This is a genomic window from Streptomyces sp. NPDC050418 (assembly GCF_044458745.1).
Taxonomy (GTDB): Bacteria; Actinomycetota; Actinomycetes; order Streptomycetales; family Streptomycetaceae; genus Streptomyces.
In genome coordinates this window covers 434460-455024 of the sequence record NZ_JBITIG010000004.1, presented here as the reverse complement: position 1 = coordinate 455024, position 20565 = coordinate 434460, and the positions used below count along the sequence as shown (strand labels likewise).

The 20565-nt window shown below is 71.6% G+C and carries 18 protein-coding genes; 12 read left to right on the top strand and 6 right to left on the bottom strand.

Annotated elements, in window-relative coordinates:
* Positions 1–156 precede the first annotated feature (156 nt).
* From ACIBI4_RS12350 to ACIBI4_RS12315, 8 genes are all read left to right on the top strand, one after another.
* Positions 157–1485 carry an extracellular solute-binding protein gene (locus ACIBI4_RS12350; protein ID WP_399203663.1) on the top strand — a complete coding sequence of 443 codons (1329 nt, stop codon included), beginning with the start codon at positions 157–159 and terminating at the stop codon, positions 1483–1485.
* The gene (locus tag ACIBI4_RS12345; RefSeq protein ID WP_399203662.1) at positions 1482–2453 is read left to right on the top strand and encodes a carbohydrate ABC transporter permease; all 972 of its coding nucleotides are present in this window, start codon (positions 1482–1484) and stop codon (positions 2451–2453) included. The genes ACIBI4_RS12350 and ACIBI4_RS12345 overlap by 4 nt, the downstream gene beginning before the upstream one ends.
* Complete coding sequence (locus tag ACIBI4_RS12340; protein WP_399203661.1) at positions 2450–3316, top strand: carbohydrate ABC transporter permease; 867 nt, start codon at positions 2450–2452, stop codon at positions 3314–3316. The genes ACIBI4_RS12345 and ACIBI4_RS12340 overlap by 4 nt, the downstream gene beginning before the upstream one ends.
* Before the next feature lie 58 nt (positions 3317–3374).
* A complete protein-coding gene (locus ACIBI4_RS12335) occupies positions 3375–4703 on the top strand; it encodes an alpha-L-fucosidase (protein WP_399203660.1) in 1329 nt (442 codons plus the stop codon).
* A gap of 97 nt (positions 4704–4800) precedes the next feature.
* Positions 4801–6231 (top strand): polysaccharide lyase 6 family protein, encoded by a 1431-nt coding sequence (locus ACIBI4_RS12330; protein WP_399203659.1) that lies wholly within the window; start codon positions 4801–4803, stop codon positions 6229–6231.
* Positions 6232–6262: 31 nt separating this feature from the next.
* Positions 6263–7690 carry a polysaccharide lyase 6 family protein gene (locus ACIBI4_RS12325; RefSeq protein ID WP_399203658.1) on the top strand — a complete coding sequence of 476 codons (1428 nt, stop codon included), beginning with the start codon at positions 6263–6265 and terminating at the stop codon, positions 7688–7690.
* Positions 7691–7768: 78 nt separating this feature from the next.
* The gene (locus tag ACIBI4_RS12320; protein WP_399203657.1) at positions 7769–8620 is read left to right on the top strand and encodes a sugar phosphate isomerase/epimerase family protein; all 852 of its coding nucleotides are present in this window, start codon (positions 7769–7771) and stop codon (positions 8618–8620) included.
* A gap of 120 nt (positions 8621–8740) precedes the next feature.
* Entirely contained in the window at positions 8741–9409 is a 669-nt protein-coding gene (locus ACIBI4_RS12315) for an SGNH/GDSL hydrolase family protein (RefSeq protein WP_399203656.1), read from the top strand.
* Positions 9410–9438: 29 nt separating this feature from the next.
* Here the strand turns inward: ACIBI4_RS12315 and ACIBI4_RS12310 are convergent, their stop codons facing one another.
* The 4 genes from ACIBI4_RS12310 to ACIBI4_RS12295 form a co-directional block, all read right to left on the bottom strand.
* Positions 9439–10356: an LLM class F420-dependent oxidoreductase gene (locus ACIBI4_RS12310; RefSeq protein WP_399203655.1), complete on the bottom strand. Its 918-nt coding sequence runs from the start codon at positions 10354–10356 to the stop codon at positions 9439–9441.
* Positions 10357–10406: 50 nt separating this feature from the next.
* Positions 10407–10952 carry an FABP family protein gene (locus ACIBI4_RS12305; protein WP_399203654.1) on the bottom strand — a complete coding sequence of 182 codons (546 nt, stop codon included), beginning with the start codon at positions 10950–10952 and terminating at the stop codon, positions 10407–10409.
* A gap of 112 nt (positions 10953–11064) precedes the next feature.
* Positions 11065–11532 (bottom strand): barstar family protein, encoded by a 468-nt coding sequence (locus ACIBI4_RS12300; RefSeq protein WP_399203653.1) that lies wholly within the window; start codon positions 11530–11532, stop codon positions 11065–11067.
* A complete protein-coding gene (locus ACIBI4_RS12295; RefSeq protein WP_399203652.1) occupies positions 11529–12032 on the bottom strand; it encodes a ribonuclease domain-containing protein in 504 nt (167 codons plus the stop codon). Before ACIBI4_RS12295 ends, ACIBI4_RS12300 begins: the two co-directional genes overlap by 4 nt.
* Positions 12033–12144: 112 nt before the next feature.
* Here ACIBI4_RS12295 and ACIBI4_RS12290 point away from each other — a divergent pair, with 112 nt between their 5' ends.
* The 3 genes from ACIBI4_RS12290 to ACIBI4_RS12280 are packed head-to-tail and all read left to right on the top strand — an operon-like array spanning position 12145 to position 16372.
* Complete coding sequence (locus ACIBI4_RS12290) at positions 12145–13680, top strand: ATP-dependent DNA ligase (RefSeq protein ID WP_399203651.1); 1536 nt, start codon at positions 12145–12147, stop codon at positions 13678–13680.
* A 17-nt stretch (positions 13681–13697) separates the two neighbouring features.
* Positions 13698–15065, top strand: a complete 1368-nt coding sequence (locus tag ACIBI4_RS12285) for a glutamine synthetase family protein (RefSeq protein WP_399203649.1) — start codon at positions 13698–13700, stop codon at positions 15063–15065.
* Positions 15065–16372: an amidohydrolase family protein gene (locus ACIBI4_RS12280; protein WP_399203648.1), complete on the top strand. Its 1308-nt coding sequence runs from the start codon at positions 15065–15067 to the stop codon at positions 16370–16372. The genes ACIBI4_RS12285 and ACIBI4_RS12280 overlap by 1 nt, the downstream gene beginning before the upstream one ends.
* On the opposite strand, the gene ACIBI4_RS12275 is transcribed toward ACIBI4_RS12280, so the two are convergent.
* Entirely contained in the window at positions 16306–17352 is a 1047-nt protein-coding gene (locus ACIBI4_RS12275; protein ID WP_399203647.1) for a sugar-binding transcriptional regulator, read from the bottom strand. The genes ACIBI4_RS12280 and ACIBI4_RS12275 overlap by 67 nt on opposite strands.
* A 161-nt stretch (positions 17353–17513) precedes the next feature.
* Positions 17514–18200 carry a ribulose-phosphate 3-epimerase gene (rpe, locus tag ACIBI4_RS12270; protein WP_399203646.1) on the bottom strand — a complete coding sequence of 229 codons (687 nt, stop codon included), beginning with the start codon at positions 18198–18200 and terminating at the stop codon, positions 17514–17516.
* Positions 18201–18420: 220 nt separating this feature from the next.
* Here rpe and ACIBI4_RS12265 point away from each other — a divergent pair, with 220 nt between their 5' ends.
* Positions 18421–20562: an MMPL family transporter gene (locus ACIBI4_RS12265; protein ID WP_399203783.1), complete on the top strand. Its 2142-nt coding sequence runs from the start codon at positions 18421–18423 to the stop codon at positions 20560–20562.
* Positions 20563–20565 lie beyond the last annotated feature (3 nt).

The following is a 20565-nucleotide window of genomic DNA, read 5'->3' as shown; positions in this document are numbered from 1 at the left end:
CTCCGCAAACCCTGCCCACAGGCGCGCGGCGAGCAGGGCGGGCCAGATCTCGTATCACTCGTTATTCATCGGAGTATTGACCGCCAATTTCGACCCCGCTACCTTCCCAGCAAGCGCTTACCAGGCCAACGGCGATGCGGCGAAACGGGAGTTGTCATGCGGAGATCTCGATGGGTCGGTGCCGGCGTTCTCGCCTCGGCCCTGGCGCTCACCAGCTGTTCGTCCGGACCCGCGGGAACGGACGCCAAGCAGAACGAGAAGGCCACCCTGGAGCTCTGGACCAGGACCACGCCCGGCGGGCCGGGCGAGGAAGGCGCGGTCAAGCTGGCCACCGCCTTTGAGAAGGCCACGGGGTACAAGGTCGAAGTCACCGCGATCTTCGACGACTTCGAGACCAAGCTGCAGCAGCGGGCGGCCCAGAAGAAGCTCCCGGACATCGTCATGAACGACGTGACACAGCTCGGGGCCATGCACAGTCAGGGCCTGCTGCGTGAGATCGACCTGGACAAGATCAAGGACCGCGCCCAGATCATCGGCCAGGGCCTCGACTCCGGGAAGAGCGTGGACGGCAAGCAGTACGGGCTGCCGTACTCGGCACAGGCCTCCGCTCTGCTCATCCGCAAGGACTGGCGGCAGAAGCTGAAGCTGGACGTTCCCGAGACCTGGGACGACTTCGCCGGTATGGCCAAGGCGTTCACCACGCGGGACCCCGACGGCGACGGGAAGAAGAACACCTCCGGCCTGGCCGCACCCCTGTCCACAAAGCGCGGCTACGCGTCGTGGTACTTCTCCAACTTCCTCTGGGCCGCGGGCGGTGACTTCATCACCGAGGCCGGCAAGGGCACGTACAAGCCCGCCATGACCGACAAGGCGTCGGTCGAGGCGGTGCAGTGGTTCCGCGATCTGAGCTGCAAGGACAAGGCCGTCCAGCCCGGCGCCGTGACCATGGACACCCCGCCGACCAACGAGACGTTCGAGTCCGGCAAGGCCGGCATGTTCGTCGTCGGCCCGTATCTGCTCCCGCGCTTCGACGAGACGCTCGGCAAGGACAAGTACGAGGTCGTGCCGATGCCCAAGGGTCCCAAGGACTCCACCGTGCTGGCCGAGGGCGGTTCCGTCTATCTGATGGCGGGCTCCGAGAACCGGGCGGGCCAGGACGCGTTCGCCTCCTTCGCCGTCTCGGCCGAGGGCCAGAAGACGGGCATGGAAGGCACCACCGCTTACACGGTGCAGCTTCCCGTGAACAAGTCCGTGGACATCTCCCAGGTACGCCCCGACCCTCGCTGGAAGACGTACGCGCAGGTGTACCAGGAGTCGGGCCGCTACGCGCCGTCCATTCCGAACTGGACCCCGGTGCGCCAGGCCACGGCGGACGCCCTGAACGCCCTCATGGCCGACTGCGGCCTGAGCACCGAGACCAAGCTCCGTGAGCTCGACAAGCAGCTCGCCGGCATCCTCGAAGAGCAGGGCGTCTCGGCGTCATGAGCCTCGACCAGGCCGGACCGGCCACCGTCCCTGCCGCCGCACGCAAAGTGCGGGGCCGGGGCCGCGGGAGCGGTGAGGCGGCGGCCCGCCGGGTACGCAGCCGGCGGTCCGGCCGGTGGTGGATGCCCTGGCTGTTCCTGGCCCCCGCGCTTGTGCTCTTCCTGTACTTCAAGTTCATTCCGATGGCCAACGCGCTGACCATGTCCTTCCAGGACGTTCAGCCGTACCTGGGCAACAAGTGGGTCGGGACCGAGAACTACTCCACGGTCCTCGGGTCCACCGGTTTCCGCGAGGCCGCCTGGCACACGGTCGTCCTCGCGGCCGGTCAGACCGCGGGCTCGATGGCGCTGGGGCTGGTTCTGGCCCTGCTGATGGAGGGCCAGAGCCGGCGGCTCGGATTCGTGCGCTCCGCCGCGTTCCTTCCGGTGGTGGTGCCGATCGCGGTCGTCGCCGAACTGTGGCGGATCATGTACCACCCGACCGGGGACGGCATGCTCAACTCCCTGCTCGGCCTGGTGGGGTTGGGTCCGTCGGGTTTCATCAACGACCCGGACACCTCGATGGCCTCGATCATGCTCACGGGGGTCTGGCGAGGCGCCCCGTACGACATGATGATCTTCCTTGCCGGTCTGGCCGGCGTGGACCGCGGCCTGTACGAGGCCGCGAAGGTCGACGGCGCGTCCCGGTGGCAGCGGGTGTGGCACGTCACCGTGCCGGGTCTGCGGTCGGTGTTCTCGATCCTGTTCATCCTCGCGGCGATCCGCGGACTGAGGGTGTTCACCGAGGTGTTCCTGCTGACCAACGGCGGGCCCGACGGGTCCACCGAGGTCGTCATGACCCTCATCTACAAGCTCGGACTCGAACAGAACCGGCTCGGCGTCGGAGCGGCAGGGGCCGTCCTGCTGTTCGTCGCGACGCTGATCCTGACCGTCGTCGTCCAACTGCTGCGGCGCAGGGAGAACAAGTGAATGCGCACACCGAGACCGCGCTGGGCCTGACCGAGAACCGTGGCACCGGCGGACGGATCCTCAAGACCGTCATCCACCTCCTGGTCCTCACCGTCTTCGCGGGGCCCCTGCTCGCCCTGCTCGTCGGTGCGTTCGGCGATGTGAAGGACCCGACCCAGCTCAGCGTCGTCCCCTCGGGCCTCACGCTCGACAACTTCCGGATCGCGTTCGACCAGGGGGTGCTCGCGTACCTCCTGAACTCGTTCCTCGTCGTCGGCTTCGGGCTGCTGCTGCAGGTCACAGTCTCGGTCCTGGCCGGGTACGCGCTGGCGCGCAAGAAGTTCCGCGGCATGACGCTGGTCCTCGTCGCCGTCCTGGCCACGCTGATGCTGCCCGAGGAGATCCTCGCGCTGCCGCTCTCCCTGATCCTGGCCGATCTGCCGGTCGTCCACTTCAACCTGGTCGGCACCCTCGCGGGCATGATCGTTCCGCTGGGTGCCTGGGGCTTCTCCATCCTGGTGATGACGGAGTTCATGAAGGACGTGCCGCGTGAACTCGAGGAGGCGGCCCGTATCGACGGCGCGGGAGACCTACGGATCTTCGCCCAGGTCATCCTGCCGATGTGCAAGCCGGCGCTGGGCGTCATCGGCGTGTTCGGCTTCACCATGATCTGGGACCAGTACCTGCTGCCCCTCCTCGTCTCCACCGACGCCTCCTCGTACACCCTGCCGCTCGCGCTGCGGACCTTGCGGATCGACCCCGCCGTCACCCCCGGAGTGGTCCTGGCCGCCTCCCTGCTGGCCCTGCTGCCCTCCGTGATCGCCTTCCTGTTCTTCCAGCGCTCCTTCGTGAGCGGTCTGTCCTCCGGCGCGCTGAAGGGCTGATCCCCGCAGGTTCCGCGCCCACCTCTCCCCGCCCGTGCACGAGAAGGAGCGATGTCCCGTGTCCACTTCCGCCGCAGCCCGTCCCTCGACCCCGCCGGCCACCGCACCCGCTCCGGACCCGACCTGGTTCACCACCGCCCGGTTCGGGATGTTCGTCCACTGGGGCCTGTACTCGCTCGCCGCCCGGCACGAGTGGGTCAAGCACCGCGAGCGGCTCACCGACGAGCAGTACCAGGTCTACTTCGACCACTTCGACCCCGACCGCTACGACCCGGTGCGATGGGCCAGGGCGGCGAAGGCGGCCGGCATGCGCTACGTCGTCCTCACCACCAAGCACCACGACGGCTTCTGTCTGTGGGACAGCGCCCTCACCGACTACAAGGTCACCAACACCCCGTACGGTCTCGACCTCGTCGGCCCGTTCGTCGAGGCGTGCCGGGCCGAGGGGCTGAAGGTCGGGTTCTACCACTCGCTGATCGACTGGCACCACCCGTCCTTCCCCGTCGACGGCACCCATCCGCAGCGCGACGACGAGGAGTTCAAGGCCGTCCACGCCGGCCGGGACATGAGCGAGTACCGGCGGTATCTGCACGGGCAGGTCCGTGAACTGCTGACGTCGTACGGGCACATCGACTACCTGTTCTTCGACTTCTCGTACGCGGAGCGGAGTTGGTGGGGCGGCAAGGGGCCCGACGACTGGGACTCCCCCGGACTGCTCGCCATGGTCCGCGCGCTGCAGCCGCACGTGCTCGTCAACGACCGGACCGGGCTGCCCGGCGACTTCGTCACCCCCGAGCAGTACCAGCCCTCCGAGCCGATGACGGAGAACGGGCGGCCCGTGGTCTGGGAAGCCTGCCACACGGTGAACGGCAGTTGGGGCTACGACCGCGACAACCTCGACCGCAAGAGCGCGGACCTGCTGATCCGAATGCTCGTCGACGGCGTGTCCAAGGGCGGCAACCTGCTGCTCAACGTCGGTCCCACCGGCCGCGGCGACCTCGACCCGCGCGACGTCGAGGTCCTGGACGAGGTCGGCCGCTGGATGCAGTTGCACGAGCGGTCGGTCCGGGGCTGCGTCCCGGCCCCGTACACCGCCCCACCGGAATGCCGCTACACCCAGCGCGGCGACCGGCTCTACGTCCACCTGTTCGCGTGGCCCCTGCGCCATCTGCACCTGCCGGGCCTGGCCGGGCGGGTCCGCTATGCCCAACTGCTCAACGACGCCTCGGAGATCGTCCCGGTGCACATCGACGCGGACCACGTCGCGGTCAACACCGAGATGGGCGGGCAGCCGGCCGGAACGCTCACGCTTGAGCTCCCGGTACGGCGTCCCGACACACCCGTCCCTGTCATCGAACTGTTCCTGGCCGGCCCCACCACCGTCTGACCCGCGGTCCTTTCCCCGCGCGGTCCGTTCCTAGCGCGGTCCAACCCGCGCGGTCCTTTCCCCCGCAGTCCCGTCCACCGCACGTCACGGAGGCACCATGCAGCGCCGCACATTCCTGATGAGCACCGCCGCGGGGGCGACCTTGGCCGCCCTCCCCATCGGCGCCCCGCCGGCCGCCGCCACACCGCTGCCCGGACCGGTCCGCACTCTGGACGAGCTCCGGGCGGCGATCGACCGGGCGCGGCCCGGCGACCGCATCGTCGTCGCGGACGGCACCTACACCGTCCCCACGGACGCCCCCGTGCTCATCCGGGACACGCACGGCACCGGCCGCGCCCCTGTGACCATCACGGCGCAGACCCGCGGCGGTGTCGTCCTGGAGGGCGAACAGAGCTTCGTCCTGGAGAAGTCGAGCCACGTGACCCTCAGCGGGTTCGCCTTCCGGCAGCGCACCACTCTGGACGTACCGCCGGACTGCTCCCACATCAGGCTCACGCGCAACGACTTCCAACTGGCCGACATCGAGGGCCTGCACTGGGTGATGGTGCGCGCGGACGACAGCAAGGTCGACCACAACCACTTCCACGGCAAGAGCACGCTCGGCATCTTCCTCGGCGTGGAAGGCGCGGGCACCGACGAGATGGCACAGCGCGTCCACATCTACCGCAACCACTTCTCCGACCACAGCTTCGCCGGATCCAACGGCGGCGAGCCCATCCGCCTCGGCGTCAGCCCTCGCGCCCTGTCCAGTGCCCGGGCGGTCGTCGAGTACAACCTCTTCGAGCGCTGCGACGGCGACCCCGAGGCGGTCTCCGTGAAGTCCTCCGACAACACGGTGCGCCACAACACCTTCCGCGACAGCCTCGGCGGCATCGTCCTGCGCCACGGCAACCGCAACCGGGTGGAGGCCAATCACCTCGTCGGCGGCAAGGAGGGCATCCGCATCTACGGCGACGACCACGTGATCGTCAACAACTACCTCGGCGGGCTGTCCGGCCGTGCCCTGGTCATCGGCAGCGGCTCGGAACGGGACCACCTGCCGGGCGAGTCGCCCGAGGCACGCCGCGGCAACGACGCCCCCGACCGTGTGCTCATCGCGTACAACACCCTGGTGAACAACGGCGGCACGCTGTCCGGGGAGAGCCATCGCCCGCATGAGCCGCGCGATGTCACGGTTGCCGACAACCTGTTCGTGGCGGACTCCGGCGCGCTGGTCGAGATGGCCGCCACGGTGCGCTTCACCTGGTCGGGCAACATCCTCTGGGGCGCCGCCGCCGACGGCAACATGCCCGCCACGGGCGGTACCCGGACCGACCCGCGTCTGGTCACGGACGCGTACGGCGTCGCCCGCCCGGCCGCCGACAGTCCCGCGATCGATGCCGGGACGCTCCGGTGGCCGCCGGTCACGCACGACATCGACGGTCAGCCGCGTGGCCGGCGCCGGGACGTGGGCGCCGACGAGTACGCGCCTCGTGCGCCGCGCCGCGGACCGCTGACCCCGGCCGACGTCGGCCCCGACGCCCCCTGAACTCCTGTCCCCCACCTCTGAAGGAGACGCCATGCAACGACGCACGTTACTCAGGAGCGCCACCTTGGCCGCGCTCGCCGTCGTCCCCGTCGGCGCCGCGCCGACCACGAGCGCGTCGGCGGCCGAGATACCCGTCTCGTCCCTGGCCGAGCTGCAGAAAGCGATCGACGGTGCCGAGGCCGGGGACCGGATCGTCGTCGCCGACGGCACTTACACAGTCCCGTCCGGCGGTGCCCTCAGCGTCTCCGGCAAGCACGGGACCAGCAGCGCGCCGATCACCATCGTGTCCCGGAGCCGCGGCGGCGTGGTGCTGAAGGGCGAGCGCAGTTTCGTGCTGAGCAACTCCAGCAACATCACTCTCAGCGGCTTCACCTTCCGGCAGAGCACCACACTCGAACTGCCCGCGGACTGCTCGGCGATCCGGCTGACCCGCAACGACTTCCAGCTCGCGGACTCCGGGGACCCGCACTGGCTCGTCGTCCGGGCGGACGACACGAAGATCGACCGGAACCGGTTCCACGGCAAGACCACAGCCGGCGTCTTCCTGGTCGTCGACGGCCCGGGGTCGACGGCCATGGCCCAGAACCTGCACGTCTTCCGGAACCACTTCTCCGACCACACCTACGGCGGGACCAACGGCGGCGAGGCCCTCCGCCTCGGCGTCAGCGGCCGCGCCCTGTCCGGCGCCCACGCGGTCGTCGAGTACAACCTCTTCGAGCGCTGCGACGGCGACCCCGAGGCCGTCTCCGTGAAGTCCTGCGACAACACCGTCCGGTACAACACCGTCCGCGACAGCCGCGGCGGCATCGTCCTGCGCCACGGCAACCGCTCGACCGTCCAGGGCAACCACCTGCTCGACGGCGGCGAAGGCATCCGCCTCTACGGAAACGACCACAGGATCGTCAACAACCACGTCAGCGGGCTCTCCGGCCGCGCCCTGGTCATCGGAAGCGGTTCGACCCGGGACCACCACGCGGGCGAGACGAAGGACGAGCGCCGGGGCAACGACGCCTGCGACCGTGCCCTGATCGCCCACAACTCGCTGATCGGCAACGAGGAAACCCTGTCGGGAGAGACCAAGCCCTACGAGCCGCAGGACGTCGTCGTCGCGGACAACCTGCTCGTCGGCGACACGGGCAGCCTCGTCGCCATGGGCGCCACCTCCGGCTTCACCTGGCAGAGCAACCTGCTGTGGGGCGCGGCCGCCAACGGCAACATCCCCGCCGGCGGCTTCACCCGGGCCGACCCCCGACTCGCCGCGGGCGCCGACGGTGTCCTGCGGCTGACGTCCGCCAGCCCCGCGATCGGCGCCGCCACCCTCGCGGGCACTCCCGTCACCGACGACGTCGACGGAGATCAGCGCGGCAGCGTCCGGGACATCGGCGCCGACGAGTACGCGACGGCCGCCCCGCTGCGTCACCCGCTCACGGCGGCGGACGTCGGACCGAACGCCCCCTGACGCCCGCGCCGCCCCGCACCCCCGAACACGCCGTCCCTGCACCCCGAACACACCACACACATGGAGAAGGGCAGCACCATGACCTTGGCAGGGACGAACAGCAGCCGCGCCGGCCGGGCGGGCCCCGTCCCGGCCGGCCCGCCGGCCGCGGGGAGGACCCGCCTCGGCCTGTGCTCGGTCACCTTCCGCCGGCTGCCCGCCATCGAAGTCGCCCGGTACGCCGTCCACGCGGGGCTCGAAGTCATCGAGTGGGGCGCGGATGTGCACGCGCCCGCGGGCGAACCCGGCACCGTCCGCGCCGTCCGGGAGATCACCGACCGCTACGGGCTGACCTGTTGCTCGTACGGTTCCTACTTCCGCGCACTCCCGGAGGAACCAGTCGCGTTCCCCGCGATCGCCCGCGCCGCCGTTCTGCTCGGCGCGCAACGGATCCGGGTCTGGGCGGGAGGCACCGGATCGCGTCACGTGCTGCCGGACGAACGGCACGCGACGGTACGCCGGCTGAGCGAGGCGGCCCGGATCGCCGCCGACCACGGCCTCATGCTCGCGACCGAGTTCCACGGCAACACGCTCACCGACACCGTCGCCTCGACCCTCCGGCTGCTCGACGAGCTGGGTGAGCTGGGCACCGACAACGTCCGCACGTACTGGCAGCCGCCGCAGGACGCCCCCGACGAGGAGGCGTTGGCGGGTCTCGTCGCACTCGGCGACCGGGTCGCCGCCGTCCACGCGTTCTCCTGGTGGCCCGGCAACACCCGTCTCCCGCTGGCGGATCGCGAAGCCCTGTGGACCACGGCCCTCGGCCTCGTGACCGGCCGGGGCCTCGACGCCCTCGTCGAGTTCGTCCCCGATGACAATCCCGAGCTCCTGGCACGCGAGGCAGCCACCCTGAGGCGGGCGGCCGCACCATCACCGTCAGGGCTCCCATAGTTGACAGCGACCGGACCGACCGCAGAACCGGACCGACCGCGGAACCGGATCAACCGCGCCCTCCGGCCGGCTCCACCTCCGACACGACTACGACGCGACTTCAACCCGAGAACGGCAGACATGCACTTCACGGACTCCGACACCCTCGTGTTCATCGGCGACTCCATCACCGACGCGGGCCGCGACCGCACCGACCCCTCGTCGCTGGGCAACGGCTACGTCAACGAGATCGCCCGCACCCTGAACGCGCGGGCCGCCACCGGCCACAAGGCCGACCCGGCCCCTCGGATCATCAACCGGGGCGTCAACGGCCACCGCATCCGCGACCTCGCACCCCGCTGGACCACCGATGTCCTCGACCACCGCCCCACCCACGTCACCGTCAAGATCGGCATCAACGACACCTGGAGACGCTACGACCGAGGACTCCTCAGCCCGGTCCCGGAGTTCCGCGCCGCCCTCGACCGCCTGCTGGACCTCACCGCCCGGCACACCACCGCCCGGCTGACCGTCATCACGCCCTTCCTCCTCCCGGTCCGGCCGGACCAGCACGCCTGGTTCGAGGACCTGCAGCCCCGCACCGAGGCCGTACTCCGGGCCGCCGCCGACCACAAGGCCCGGATCGTCCGCGCCGACCTCGTCCTCGAACAGGCCGCACGGCACCACGCGGCCGCCGAACTCGCCCACGACGGCGTCCACCCCACCCCGCTCGGGCACCGGCTCATCGCCGACGCCTGGCTGTCCACGGCCGAGGCGGTCTCCCCCGCGCAGGGCCCCGACGGCGGGTGACCCGCGCCAGGCAAAGGCGCTCAGGCGCATCACTTCACGTGGGCGATCACACGCTCCCCGAAGGACGCGGCCTGCTCCAGGAACTCCGCGCGGGTGCGGGCCGGAAGGGCGATCGTGACGCCGGTGACACCCACCGCGGCCTGCTCGGCCAGGTCCTCGACGATCGCGTCGGCGTCCAGGTCAGCGCCGGAGAACATGCTGAGGCCGCGCGGCATGAAGGTCACGTCCACCGGGGCGGTGCGGCCGACCGACGCCGCGTACTCCTCGAGGTAGTCGAGCCGCGCGCGCAGACCGGCGAGCGTCTCGATGCCGGGGGTGCGCAGGGTCTTCGAGGCCTTGGCGGGGGCGGGCATCGGCAGCCAGCCGTCGCCGAGGTCCACTACGCGGCGGATGGCGCGCTTGCTGTTGCCGCCGATCCAGACGGGGATCCGCTCCTGCGCGGGCCGCGGCAGCATCGTGTTCCCGGGCGCCGCGTAGCCCGCGCCCTCGAAGACCACCGACTCCCCGGTCCACGCGGCCCGCATGGCGCGCAGCGCCTCGTCGAGCGCGTCGTTGCGTCCCTCGAAGTCCGCGCCCAGCGCCGCGAATTCGGGCTCCAGATAGCCGGCGCCCACCCCCAGGATCACCCGTCCTGCGGACAGCGCGTCCAGGGTGGAGATCATCTTCGCGGAGACGAAGGGGTTGCGGTACGCGGGCACGAACAGGTTCGTGTGCAGCCGCAGGGTGGTGGTCGCGGCGGCGGCGAACGAGAGGGTGACCATCGGGTCGAGGGTGTGATGCCCGCCGTGGGCGAGCCACCGGTCGCCCGGGAACGGGTGGTCGGTCACGAACGCGGCGTCGAACCCGGCGTCCTCGGCCGCGCGCGCCATCTCCATGACCGCCTCGGCACCGACCAGATCGGCGCCCGCGTCCACCCTGTGCGTCGGTATCCCCACCGAGAAGAACATGCGGCCGACCGTAACTGACGACCCGTCAGTTGTCAGTAGTGTGTACGGGATCAGACCGCATGGTGCAGCTTCGCCCCCAGGTGATGCTGCAGCCGCTGACCCACCGCCGCGAGATCGTGCACGAAGTCGAGGGTCCCACCGCCCTCCGTCCGGGTGTAGCGGCGGCGGGTGGCGGTGACCTCCTTGGCCGTGGGGGTGAGCGCGACCGAGTGCGAGGCGAGTTCGGCGAGTCCTTCGGTGACCGTGCCGACCATGATCTCCGCGATCCCGGTCGGCTGCGTGATCAGCGCCTCCACACGTCCCTCCGGCTGGATCCGCCACCACCCGCTCTCGCGCGCGGCCGGCCGCAGCGGACCGTCCTCGCCGTCGATCAGCCAGGCCCTGGCCTCGTACCGCAGGAAGGGCCGTCCGTCGTGCGCGAAGGTCACCTCCTGCGCGTACGTGAAGTCCGCGTCGAGCGTGGGGTACGTGCCCCGCCCCCTCCCCCGCCAGGTCCCGAGCAGCCAGAGCGCGGGCGCGAGCTGCTCGTGCGGCTGTGGCGCGCTCTCGGGGCTCAGGGCTTCGGAGTACGGGTACGCGGGGGTGTGGTCGGACACGGTGGCGCTCCTCGGGGTGCCTTGCGTGGGGTTCGTCGCGGGAAGCGTAGAGGGCGCGAGCCGGCGCCCTGACACGCGGTGCGCGCGTCGCGGTACTTCGGCTTCCGGAGCGCTACTCCAGCACGACAAGCGCCGTGACCGGGTCGGCCTCGGCGAGGATCTCCCGCGCGGTCTCCCACTCGCCGGGCCGCGCGGCGGCGTACGCACCCCATCCGGTCAGCACCACCACGGTGCCGGGCTCCAGATCTCTCAGACAGTCCGCGAGGGCGTCCCAGTTGCGGCCGAACCACGAGGGGAACGCGAGGCTGCGGGCGCACGCGTCGAGGAACGCGGCCTTGTCCGTGACCTCGGACAGGTCGAGCACATGCAGCGGGACATCGGAGCTGCGGGCCGTGTCGGCCAGCGCCGCCAAGGGCTGCGGGCGCCCGGCCCAGCGGCCCGGCGGACACCCCGCCGAGCTGCCGGGACGCGGGGGGTACGGCACGCCGGAACCGGTGTCGTACACCTCGGCACCCGACGGGCTCTGCCCCTCGTCCGGCCCTTCGAACGCGCCGCCGGATGCGCTGGAACCGCCTGTCATCGCAGGACCGCCTTGAACGTGTCGTAGTGATCGTCCGTGTAGTAGAACTCCCCGCCCCGGCCGGTCACAATGCGGCGGGCCCCGCGGTCGCGTTCGCCAGGGGTGCGGACGGTGTACTCGCGGTAATAGCCGCGCTTCTGGCGCGGCAGGATCCGCTCGAAGTTGCCGAAGGTCGCACCGTCCTTGGCGTACGGGAAGGGCCCGCCCTCGTCGATCAGCCGCAGCGTCTGACGGGCCTCGGCAGGCAGTTCCCCCTCCTGGACGGTCACGAAGCCGTTGGCCCAGGCGGGGGCGGCGGTCTCCGTCCGGCCCACGGACTCGGACGCGGCAGCAGAAGCAGAAGCAGCCGACGACGCCGTATCGCCCGCCGAGGAACCCGCCCCGGACGAGCACCCCACAAGCAGCACCGCACACAGCGCACCGAGCACGCCCACGAGAAGACGGACGAGCGGACGGACGAGCGGACGGACGAGCGTGGCCGTCCGGCGTCTGGGGTCCATGCGGCCGATGCTGCCACGACGACCCGCACGCCGCCGGTCGGCGCGGCCCCCGCACCCGGAGAGCGCACGCACGCCCCCTGCGCCCCTGCGCCCCGTACGCCACGATGAGGACATGCTCTTCGCCGAAGTGGCCACCACCTCGCACCGGGTCGCCGCCACCACCGCCCGCAAGGAGAAGACCGCGCTGCTCGCCGAGCTGTTCGGGCGGATGACACCTGACGAGGCGCCGCTCGTCGTCTCCTATCTCGCGGGCCGGCTCCCCCAGCGGAAGATCAACGTCGGCTGGACGGCCTTCCGCGAGAAGCAGCAGCCCGCCGCGGTCCCCACCCTCACCGTGGTGGGCGTGCACGAGACCTTCGACCGCATCGCGGCCGTCGCGGGCCAGGGCGCGCAGGCCGAGCGCAAGCGCCTGCTGCACGGGCTGCTCGCCGCCGCCACGGAGGACGAGCAGCGGTTCCTGTCGGGGCTGATCGGCGGCGAACTGCGCCAGGGCGCCCTCGACGCGCTCGCCGTGGACGGCCTCGCCGCCGCGTACGGTGCCAAGGCGGCCGCCGTCCGGCGCGCCGTGATGCTCGCGGGCCGCCTCGACACCGTCGCCCAGGCCCTGATCACCGACGGCGTGCCCGCGCTCGACACGTTCCGGCTCACCGTCGGCCGTCCGGTCCTGCCCATGCTGGCGAAGACCGCCAAGGACGTGGACGAGGCGATCGGCCTGGTCGGCGCCTGCGCGGTGGAGGAGAAGCTGGACGGCATCCGCGTCCAGGTCCACCGCGACGCCGGATCCGTACGGATCTTCACGCGCACCCTCGACGAGATCACCGAGCGGCTGCCGGAGGTCGTCACCGCCGCCCTGGAGCTGACCGCGGAACAGGCCGTCCTGGACGGAGAGGTGATCGCGCTCGGGCCCGAGGGCCGCCCCGTGCCGTTCCAGGACATCGCGGGCCGTGTGGGCTCCAAGGTGGACGTCCCCGGCGCCCAGGCCGAACTGCCCCTCGCCCCCGTCTTCTTCGATCTCCTCGCCGTCGACGGCCGCGACCTCCTCGACCTCCCGGCCCGCGAACGCCACACCGAACTGGCCCGCGTCACCCCCGCACCGCGCCGCGTCCGGCGTTACGAGGTCACCGACCCCGACGACGTACAACAGCGGGAAGAAGCACGGAAGTTCGCGGAGGAGACCCTGGCGCGCGGGCACGAGGGTGTCGTGGTCAAGGGGCTCGACGCTCCGTACAGCGCGGGCCGGCGCGGGGCGTCGTGGGTGAAGGTGAAGCCCGTGCACACCCTGGATCTGGTGGTGCTCGCGGCCGAGTGGGGGCATGGGCGGCGCACGGGAAAACTGTCGAATCTGCATCTGGGGGCCCGGCGCGAGGACGGTTCCTTCGCGATGCTGGGCAAGACCTTCAAGGGTCTGACCGATGCCGTCCTCGCGTGGCAGACCGAGCGGCTGCAGGACCTGGCGGTCGAGGACGACGGCTGGGCGGTGACGGTGCGGCCCGAACTGGTGGTGGAGGTGGCCTTCGACGGCGTACAGCGTTCGACCCGCTATCCGGAGGGCGTGACCCTGCGCTTCGCCCGGGTGGTGCGGTACCGGGAGGACAAGACGGCCGCGGACGCGGACACCGTGGCCGCGGTGCTGGCGCTGCGGCGCTGAACGGGGAGGCGGGTCCGATGGATGAACCGGGCGGGTACGGAGGCGGTTTCGGCCTCGACGACTTCGCGAGCGACAGCGATCTCGCGGATGTCCCGGACGACCACTGGCTGATCGAGGGCCTGGAGGCGAGCGGCCTCCACTCGGTGGCCCTGACCTGGGTGGACGTGGCGGGCCACACGCGCGTCAAGACGGTGCCGCTCGCCCGCCTCCAGGAGGCCGCCGAGCACGGCGTCGGCATGTCCCCGGTCTTCGACGTGTATCTCGTCGACGACTCGGTCACCACGAGCCGCCACATCGGCGGTCCCGACGGCGATCTGCGGCTGCGCCCCGACCTCGACCGGCTCACGGCCCTCGCGGGGCAGCCCGGCTGGGCCTGGGCGCCGGTCGACCGCTTCCACCAGGACGGCCGTCCGTACGAGGCCTGCCAGCGCCGGTTCGCCCGCTCGATGGTGCGGCGCGCCGCCGAGCAGGGGCTCGAACTGCGGATGGGCTTCGAGACGGAGTGGGTCGTACGGCGCGGGGACGAACCTGCCTGTACGGGGCCTGCGTACGGCATGGCGAGGGTCGTGGAACTGTCCGCGTATCTCGGCGAGCTCCTGACCGCCTTGCGTGATCAGGGACTTGAGGTGCTACAGCTCCATCCCGAGTACAGCCCGGGCCAGTTCGAGCTGTCCTTCGCGCCGACGGACCCGGTGGGCGCGGCCGACCAGGCGGTCCTGGTCCGCGAGACGATCCGCGCGCTCTCGCTCGCGCACGGGCTGACCCCGTCCTTCGGTCCCGCCGTCGCGCCCGGGGCGGTCGGCAACGGGCGCCATCTGCATCTGAGTCTGTGGAGCGGCGGACGGAATCTGTGCGCCGACGGCGAGGGACCGTTCGGCATGACGGACGTCTGCGAGCCGTTCCTCAGCGGCATCCTCCGCGAACTGCCCGCGCTGCTCGCCCTCGGCGCCCCCTCCCCCGCGAGTTATCTGCGCCTGACGCCCTCGCGTTGGGCAGGCGCGTTCCAGTGCTGGGGCCTGGAGAACCGCGAGGCCGCGCTCCGTTTCATCGCGGGCCAGGGCGCCAACGCCGAGATCAAATGCTTCGACCCGGCGGCGAATCCGTACCTCGTGGTGGGCGCGGTGATCGCCGCCGGCCTCGCGGGCCTGGAGTCCCGTCTCGCCCTGCCCGTGCCGGTCGCGGGGGATCCCGTGCGCCAGTCCGAACGCCGCTTGCCCCGCTCGCTCACGGAGGCCGTGGAGCACTTCGCCGCCTCACGCGTCCTGGGCGAGGCCCTGGGCGAGGCCCTCACGGAGGCGGTGATCGCGGTCCGGACGGCGGAGGTGGAACTGTTCGCCGGCGCGACACCCCAAGAACTCGCCGAGGCGACGAGGGACCGGTACTGATGCCCGCGCCGTGCGACGAGCCGAGGCCGGGCGACCGGCGGATGCGGCGCGGTGCGCCGACGCGCGGCGACCGGCAGACGCCCGACGGCGAGGCAGCACCCGGCGAGCGGCGCGCACCCGCCGCCCCCGGGCACGCTCACCTCCGCGCCGCCGACCCGTCCCCCTCCCACCCCCTCCTCATCGACCACCACTGCCACGGCCTGGTCCGCGGCGACCTCACGCGCGCCGCCTTCGAGGCGTACCTCAGCGAGTCCCCCGAACCCGCCCCGCCCGGCACCAGCTTCTTCGACAGCCAACTCGGCTTCGCCGTACGCCGGTTGTGCCCGCCGGTCCTCGGCCTCGATCCGCACTGCCCGCCGGACGTGTACCTGGAGACGCGCTCCCGGATGGGCTGGCAGGAGGTCACGCGCAGACTGCTGCGGGCCGCGGACATCTCCGCGTACCTGGTCGACACGGGCCTGCCCGGCGACCTCACCCCGCCCCACGAACTGGCCCGCCTCGCGCGCTCGCCGGCCCGTGAGATCGTCCGTCTGGAACACCTCGCTGAGTCCCTGGCCACCACCGCACCCGCCCCGGACGCCTTCCTCGCCGCGCTCGCCGAGGCCCTGCGGGAGGCGGCGTACACGGCGGCCGGCTTCAAATCGGTCGCGGCCTACCGCCACGGCCTCGCTCTGCCGCCCGAGCCCCCTGCCCGCCCTGATGTCGAGGCCGCGCTGGCCCGCTGGCTGCCCGCGGGCGGCCGCCTGACGGACCCCGTGCTCCTGCGCCACCTGCTCTGGTCGGCCGCCGCCACGGGCCGCCCGCTGCAGCTCCACACGGGCTTCGGCGACCCGGATCTGCGGCTGCACCGCGCCGATCCGCTGCTGCTCACGGAGTTCATCGAGGCCGTACGCCCGACCAGGTGCACGCTCGTGCTGCTGCACTGCTACCCGTATCACCGGCAGGCGGGCCATCTCGCCCAGGTGTATCCGCACGTCTACGCGGACGTGGGCCTCACGCTGAACCATGTGGGGGCGCGGGCGGCGGCGGTCCTGGCGGAGTTCCTCGAGCTGGCGCCGTTCGGGAAGCTGTTGTTCTCGACGGACGCGTACGGGCTGCCGGAGCTCTATCTGACCGGGGCCCGGCTCTTCCGTGAGGCGCTCGCCGAGGTGCTCGGCGGCTGGACGGCCCGCGGCGCGTGGGCGGACGCCGACGCCGACCGGGTCGCTGACCTGGTCGGCGCCGGGAACGCGCGCAGGATCTACTCGCCGTCCGGGTCCGCGCGGTCCAGCGCGGGCTTCGGGGCGGGGCCCGCGGACAGCAGGTAGTCGGCCGCGGCGGTGTCCGTGACAAGGCTGGTCACCAGGCCGGAGCGGAGTACCGCGTCGATCGCGGAGGCCTTGCGCTGGCCGCCCGCGATGGCCACGACCTCGGGGATACGGCGCAGCCGGTCGGCCTCGACCGTGATGCAGCGTTCGCCCAGGTCACGGCCGACGCGGCGGCCGTCGGCGTCGAAGAGGTGCGCGGACATCTCGGCGGCGACACCGAGCGAGGCGTAGTGTGCCCGCTCCTCGTCGCTGAGCATGTCGTGCACGGTCGAGATGCCGGGCTCCCAGGAGCCGATGGAGACGCATGCGACGGTGACCTTGTCGAAGTACTCGAAGGCCCGCGCGATACCCGTCTGGTTCCGCAGCGCCGCGGCGGTGGCCGCGTCCGGCAGGAGCATCGGCGCGTAGATCGGGTGGGCGTCACCGCCGGAGACCTGCGCGGCACGGCGGACCGCCTCGACGGAGCCGCGCTCGGCGGTCCCGGCGTCGTACACGCCCGTCAGCTGCACCACGGTGCACGGCGGCAGCCGGTCGAGCGCCGCGGCCATGTGGATGGTGGAGCGGCCCCAGGCGAGGCCGAGCACATCGCCCTCGGTCACCAGCTCGCCGAGCAGGTCGGCGGCGACCTCGCCGAGGTTCTCCGGGTCGGGCGACTGCTCCTCCGACTCGGCGGGCGACTCGACGACGACCGCGTGCCGCAGGCCGTACCGGGCCCGCAGCTTGTCCGAACGCTCCGCGTCCAGCTCCGCCGGAACCCGGATCTCGATCCGTACGAGATCCCGTTCGAGAGCCGTCTCCAGGACCCGCGCGACCTTGAAGCGGCTGACGCCGAACTCCTCCGCGATCTGGATCTTGGACTTGCCCTCCAGGTAGAAGCGGCGCGCCATGGCTGCCGCCTGCACCAGCTCAGCGGGTCCCATCCGCAGGGCTGGCCTCCCCGCTGACATGCCCGTCACGGCGATCTCCTCACTGCTGTTCACACGCTCTTGTCGAAGCGAGCCATCGGGCGACTCGCCGTTCATCCTCGCAGATCCGGCGGTGCTTGATCAGTCCTGAAGGGCCCGGATCGGTCCCGAACCCCGCCGTTCACCTGCCGCAGGCCCGGACGACGGCCTGCCGACCGCCCCCCGATGCCGCGGACTCAGTGGCCGCAGGCCCAGGCCGCCGAAGCGGTGGCGGTCTCGGCCTTGGCGCGCAGGGCCGCCACGGCGGCGGCCGGGTTCTCCTTGCCGTACACGGCCGAACCGGCCACGAACACGTCGGCGCCCGCCTCGGCGCACTGCTCGATGGTCGCGTCGGCGACACCGCCGTCCACCTGCAGCCACAGGTCAAGACCGTGCTTGGCGATCAGCTCACGGGTGCGGCGGATCTTGGGCAGCATGATGTCGAGGAAGGCCTGGCCGCCGAAGCCCGGCTCGACCGTCATGATCAGCAGCATGTCCAGCTCGGGCAGCAGGTCCTCGTACGGCTCGATCGGGGTGCCCGGCTTGAGCGCCATGGAGGCGCGGGCGCCCTTGGCCCGGATCTCGCGCGCCAGCCGGACGGGCGCCGCGGCCGCCTCGACGTGGAAGGTGACGGAGGAGGCACCCGCTTCGACGTACTGGGGAGCCCAGCGATCGGGGTCCTCGATCATCAGGTGGCAGTCCAGCGGGGTGTCCGTCGCCCGGCTCAGGGACTCTACGACCGGGACACCGAGCGTGAGATTCGGGACGAAGTGGTTGTCCATGACGTCGACGTGGAGCCAGTCGGCGCCGTCGACGGCCTTTGCCTCGTCGGCGAGACGGGCGAAGTCGGCGGACAGGATGCTGGGACTGATCTGAACGGCCATGCCCCAAGCCTGCCATGCCCGGGGAGTGTTGCCGTCCGCGGTACGGAGCGTGAGACGCGCAGCGCCCGAATCCTCCCGGGATCATGGGCGGGCGTGCCATTCTTGCGCCCGGCGGCCGTGGCCGTCATGTGGGGTGGGCACCTATTTGGGGGGCGTCGTGCCGGACGCGGAGACAGCGGGCAGCACCGAGGAGGACCGGCCGGGCGGGGTACCGGGCCCGGTGCGGGGCGGCGCGGGCGAACGGCGCGGTGTGGCCTGGCTGGTGTGCGGCAGGCGCTCGAAGTGGGTCGTCCTGCTGCTGTGGCTCGTCGTCATCGTCCTGATGTCCCCGCTGGCCCAGAAGCTCGCCGACGCGCAGGACAACGACAACGCGTCGTGGCTGCCCGGGGACGCGGAGTCCACCCAAGTCCTCGATCTCTCCGAGGACTTCAGGCCCGAACAGCTGCCGGCCGTCGTCCTGTACGTGCGCGACGGCGGGCTCACGGACGCCGACCGGGCGAAGATCGCCGACGATGTCGCGGCCTTCAAGGCGCTGACCGCGCACGGCATCCGCGGCGCGGAGACCCAGGGACCCGTTGCGTCCGAGAAGACCCCGTCCGCCGCCGCTCAGGTCTTCGTCCCGATCACGATGGACGAGAAGGGCTGGGAGCGGATCGCGCCCGCGGTGGACGAGTTGCGCGGGATCGCCGGGAAAGGCGCGGACGGGCTCGACGTCTATCTGACGGGTCCGGGCGGTACGACGGCGGACTTCTCGGAGGCGTTCGAAGGCATCGACTCCACGCTCCTGTTCGCGGCGATGGGCGTGGTGATCGTGATGCTCCTCATCACGTACCGCAGCCCGACACTGCTGCTCGTACCACTGGTGTCGGTCGTGGGCGCCCTGTTCACGGCGCAGGCGATCATCTACCTCCTCGCGGACAACGCGGGCCTCACCGTGAACGGCCAGAGCGCGGGCATCCTCACGGTGCTCGTCTTCGGCGCGGGCACGGACTACGCGCTGCTGCTCGTCGCCCGCTACCGCGAGGAGCTGCACCGCCACGAGGACCGGCACGAGGCGATGGCCCTGGCCCTGCACCGCGCGGGGCCCGCGGTGCTCGCCTCGGGCGCGACCGTGATGCTGGGCATGCTGGTGCTCCTGTTCGCGGACATGAACTCGACGAGCGGCCTCGGACCGGTCGCCGCGATCGGCGTCGCGGTCGCGCTCCTGGCGATGCTGACGCTGTTCCCGGCGCTCCTGGTGATCTTCGGCCGGTGGATCTTCTGGCCCGTCATTCCGCGTTACGACACCGCCGAGCCGACCGAGACCGGCCTGTGGGCGCGGATCGGCCGCCGTATCTCGGTGCGGCCCCGGGCGGTCTGGGCGGCGACGGCCCTCGTCCTCGCGGCACTCGCGCTGGGTCTGACCCAGCTGCGCGCGGAGGGTCTGAGCAACGCTGACGCCTTCACGGACACCCCCGAGTCGATCGTCGGGCAGCGGGTCCTGGAGGAGCACTTCCCGGCCGGCTCCGGCGATCCGCTCTACATCGTGGCGAACGCGGAGCAGGGCGAGGCGGTGGGCCGGGCCGTCGCCGCCACGGACGGTGTCGTCGACCGGTCGATCCGGCCCGCCGTGGGCGCGAAGCCGGAGCACGACGGCCGGATCCTCCTCGAGGCGACGATGGACTCGCCGTCCGACAGCCCGGCCGCGAAGGACACCGTGGAGCGGGTACGGGACGCGGTGCACGCCGTACCCGACGCCGGGGCCCAGGTCGGCGGCAACACCGCGGCGCTGCTCGACATGGAGGCGGCGACCACGCACGACAACATCCTGATCATCCCGCTGGTCCTGCTGGTGGTCTTCCTCGTCCTGATCGTGCTGCTGCGCGCCCTGATCGCCCCGCTGCTGCTGATCGGGACGGTGGTGCTGTCCTTCGCGGCGGCGCTCGGCATCAGCGCGCTCGCCTTCCGGTACCTCTTCGACTATGCGGGCGAGACCACGGACTTCCCGCTGTTCGTCTTCGTCTTCCTGGTGGCGCTCGGCATCGACTACAACATCTTCCTGACCACCCGGATCCGCGAGGAGGCCCGCCTCAAGGGCACCCGCGCGGGCGTCCTCACCGGCCTCTCCGCGACGGGCGCGGTGATCACCTCGGCGGGACTGGTGCTCGCGGGCACCTTCGCCGCGCTGGCCACGCTCCCGATGGTGGCGTTCGCGGAGATCGGCTTCGCGGTGGCCCTGGGCGTCCTCCTGGACACCTTCGTGGTCCGCTCCGTCCTCGTCACGTCGCTCTTCCTTGACGTGGGACCGAAGGTCTGGTGGCCGCACCGCCTGGCCCGCGAGGAACCGGCGGCCACGGCGGACACGACGGCGGTACGGGACTGAGCG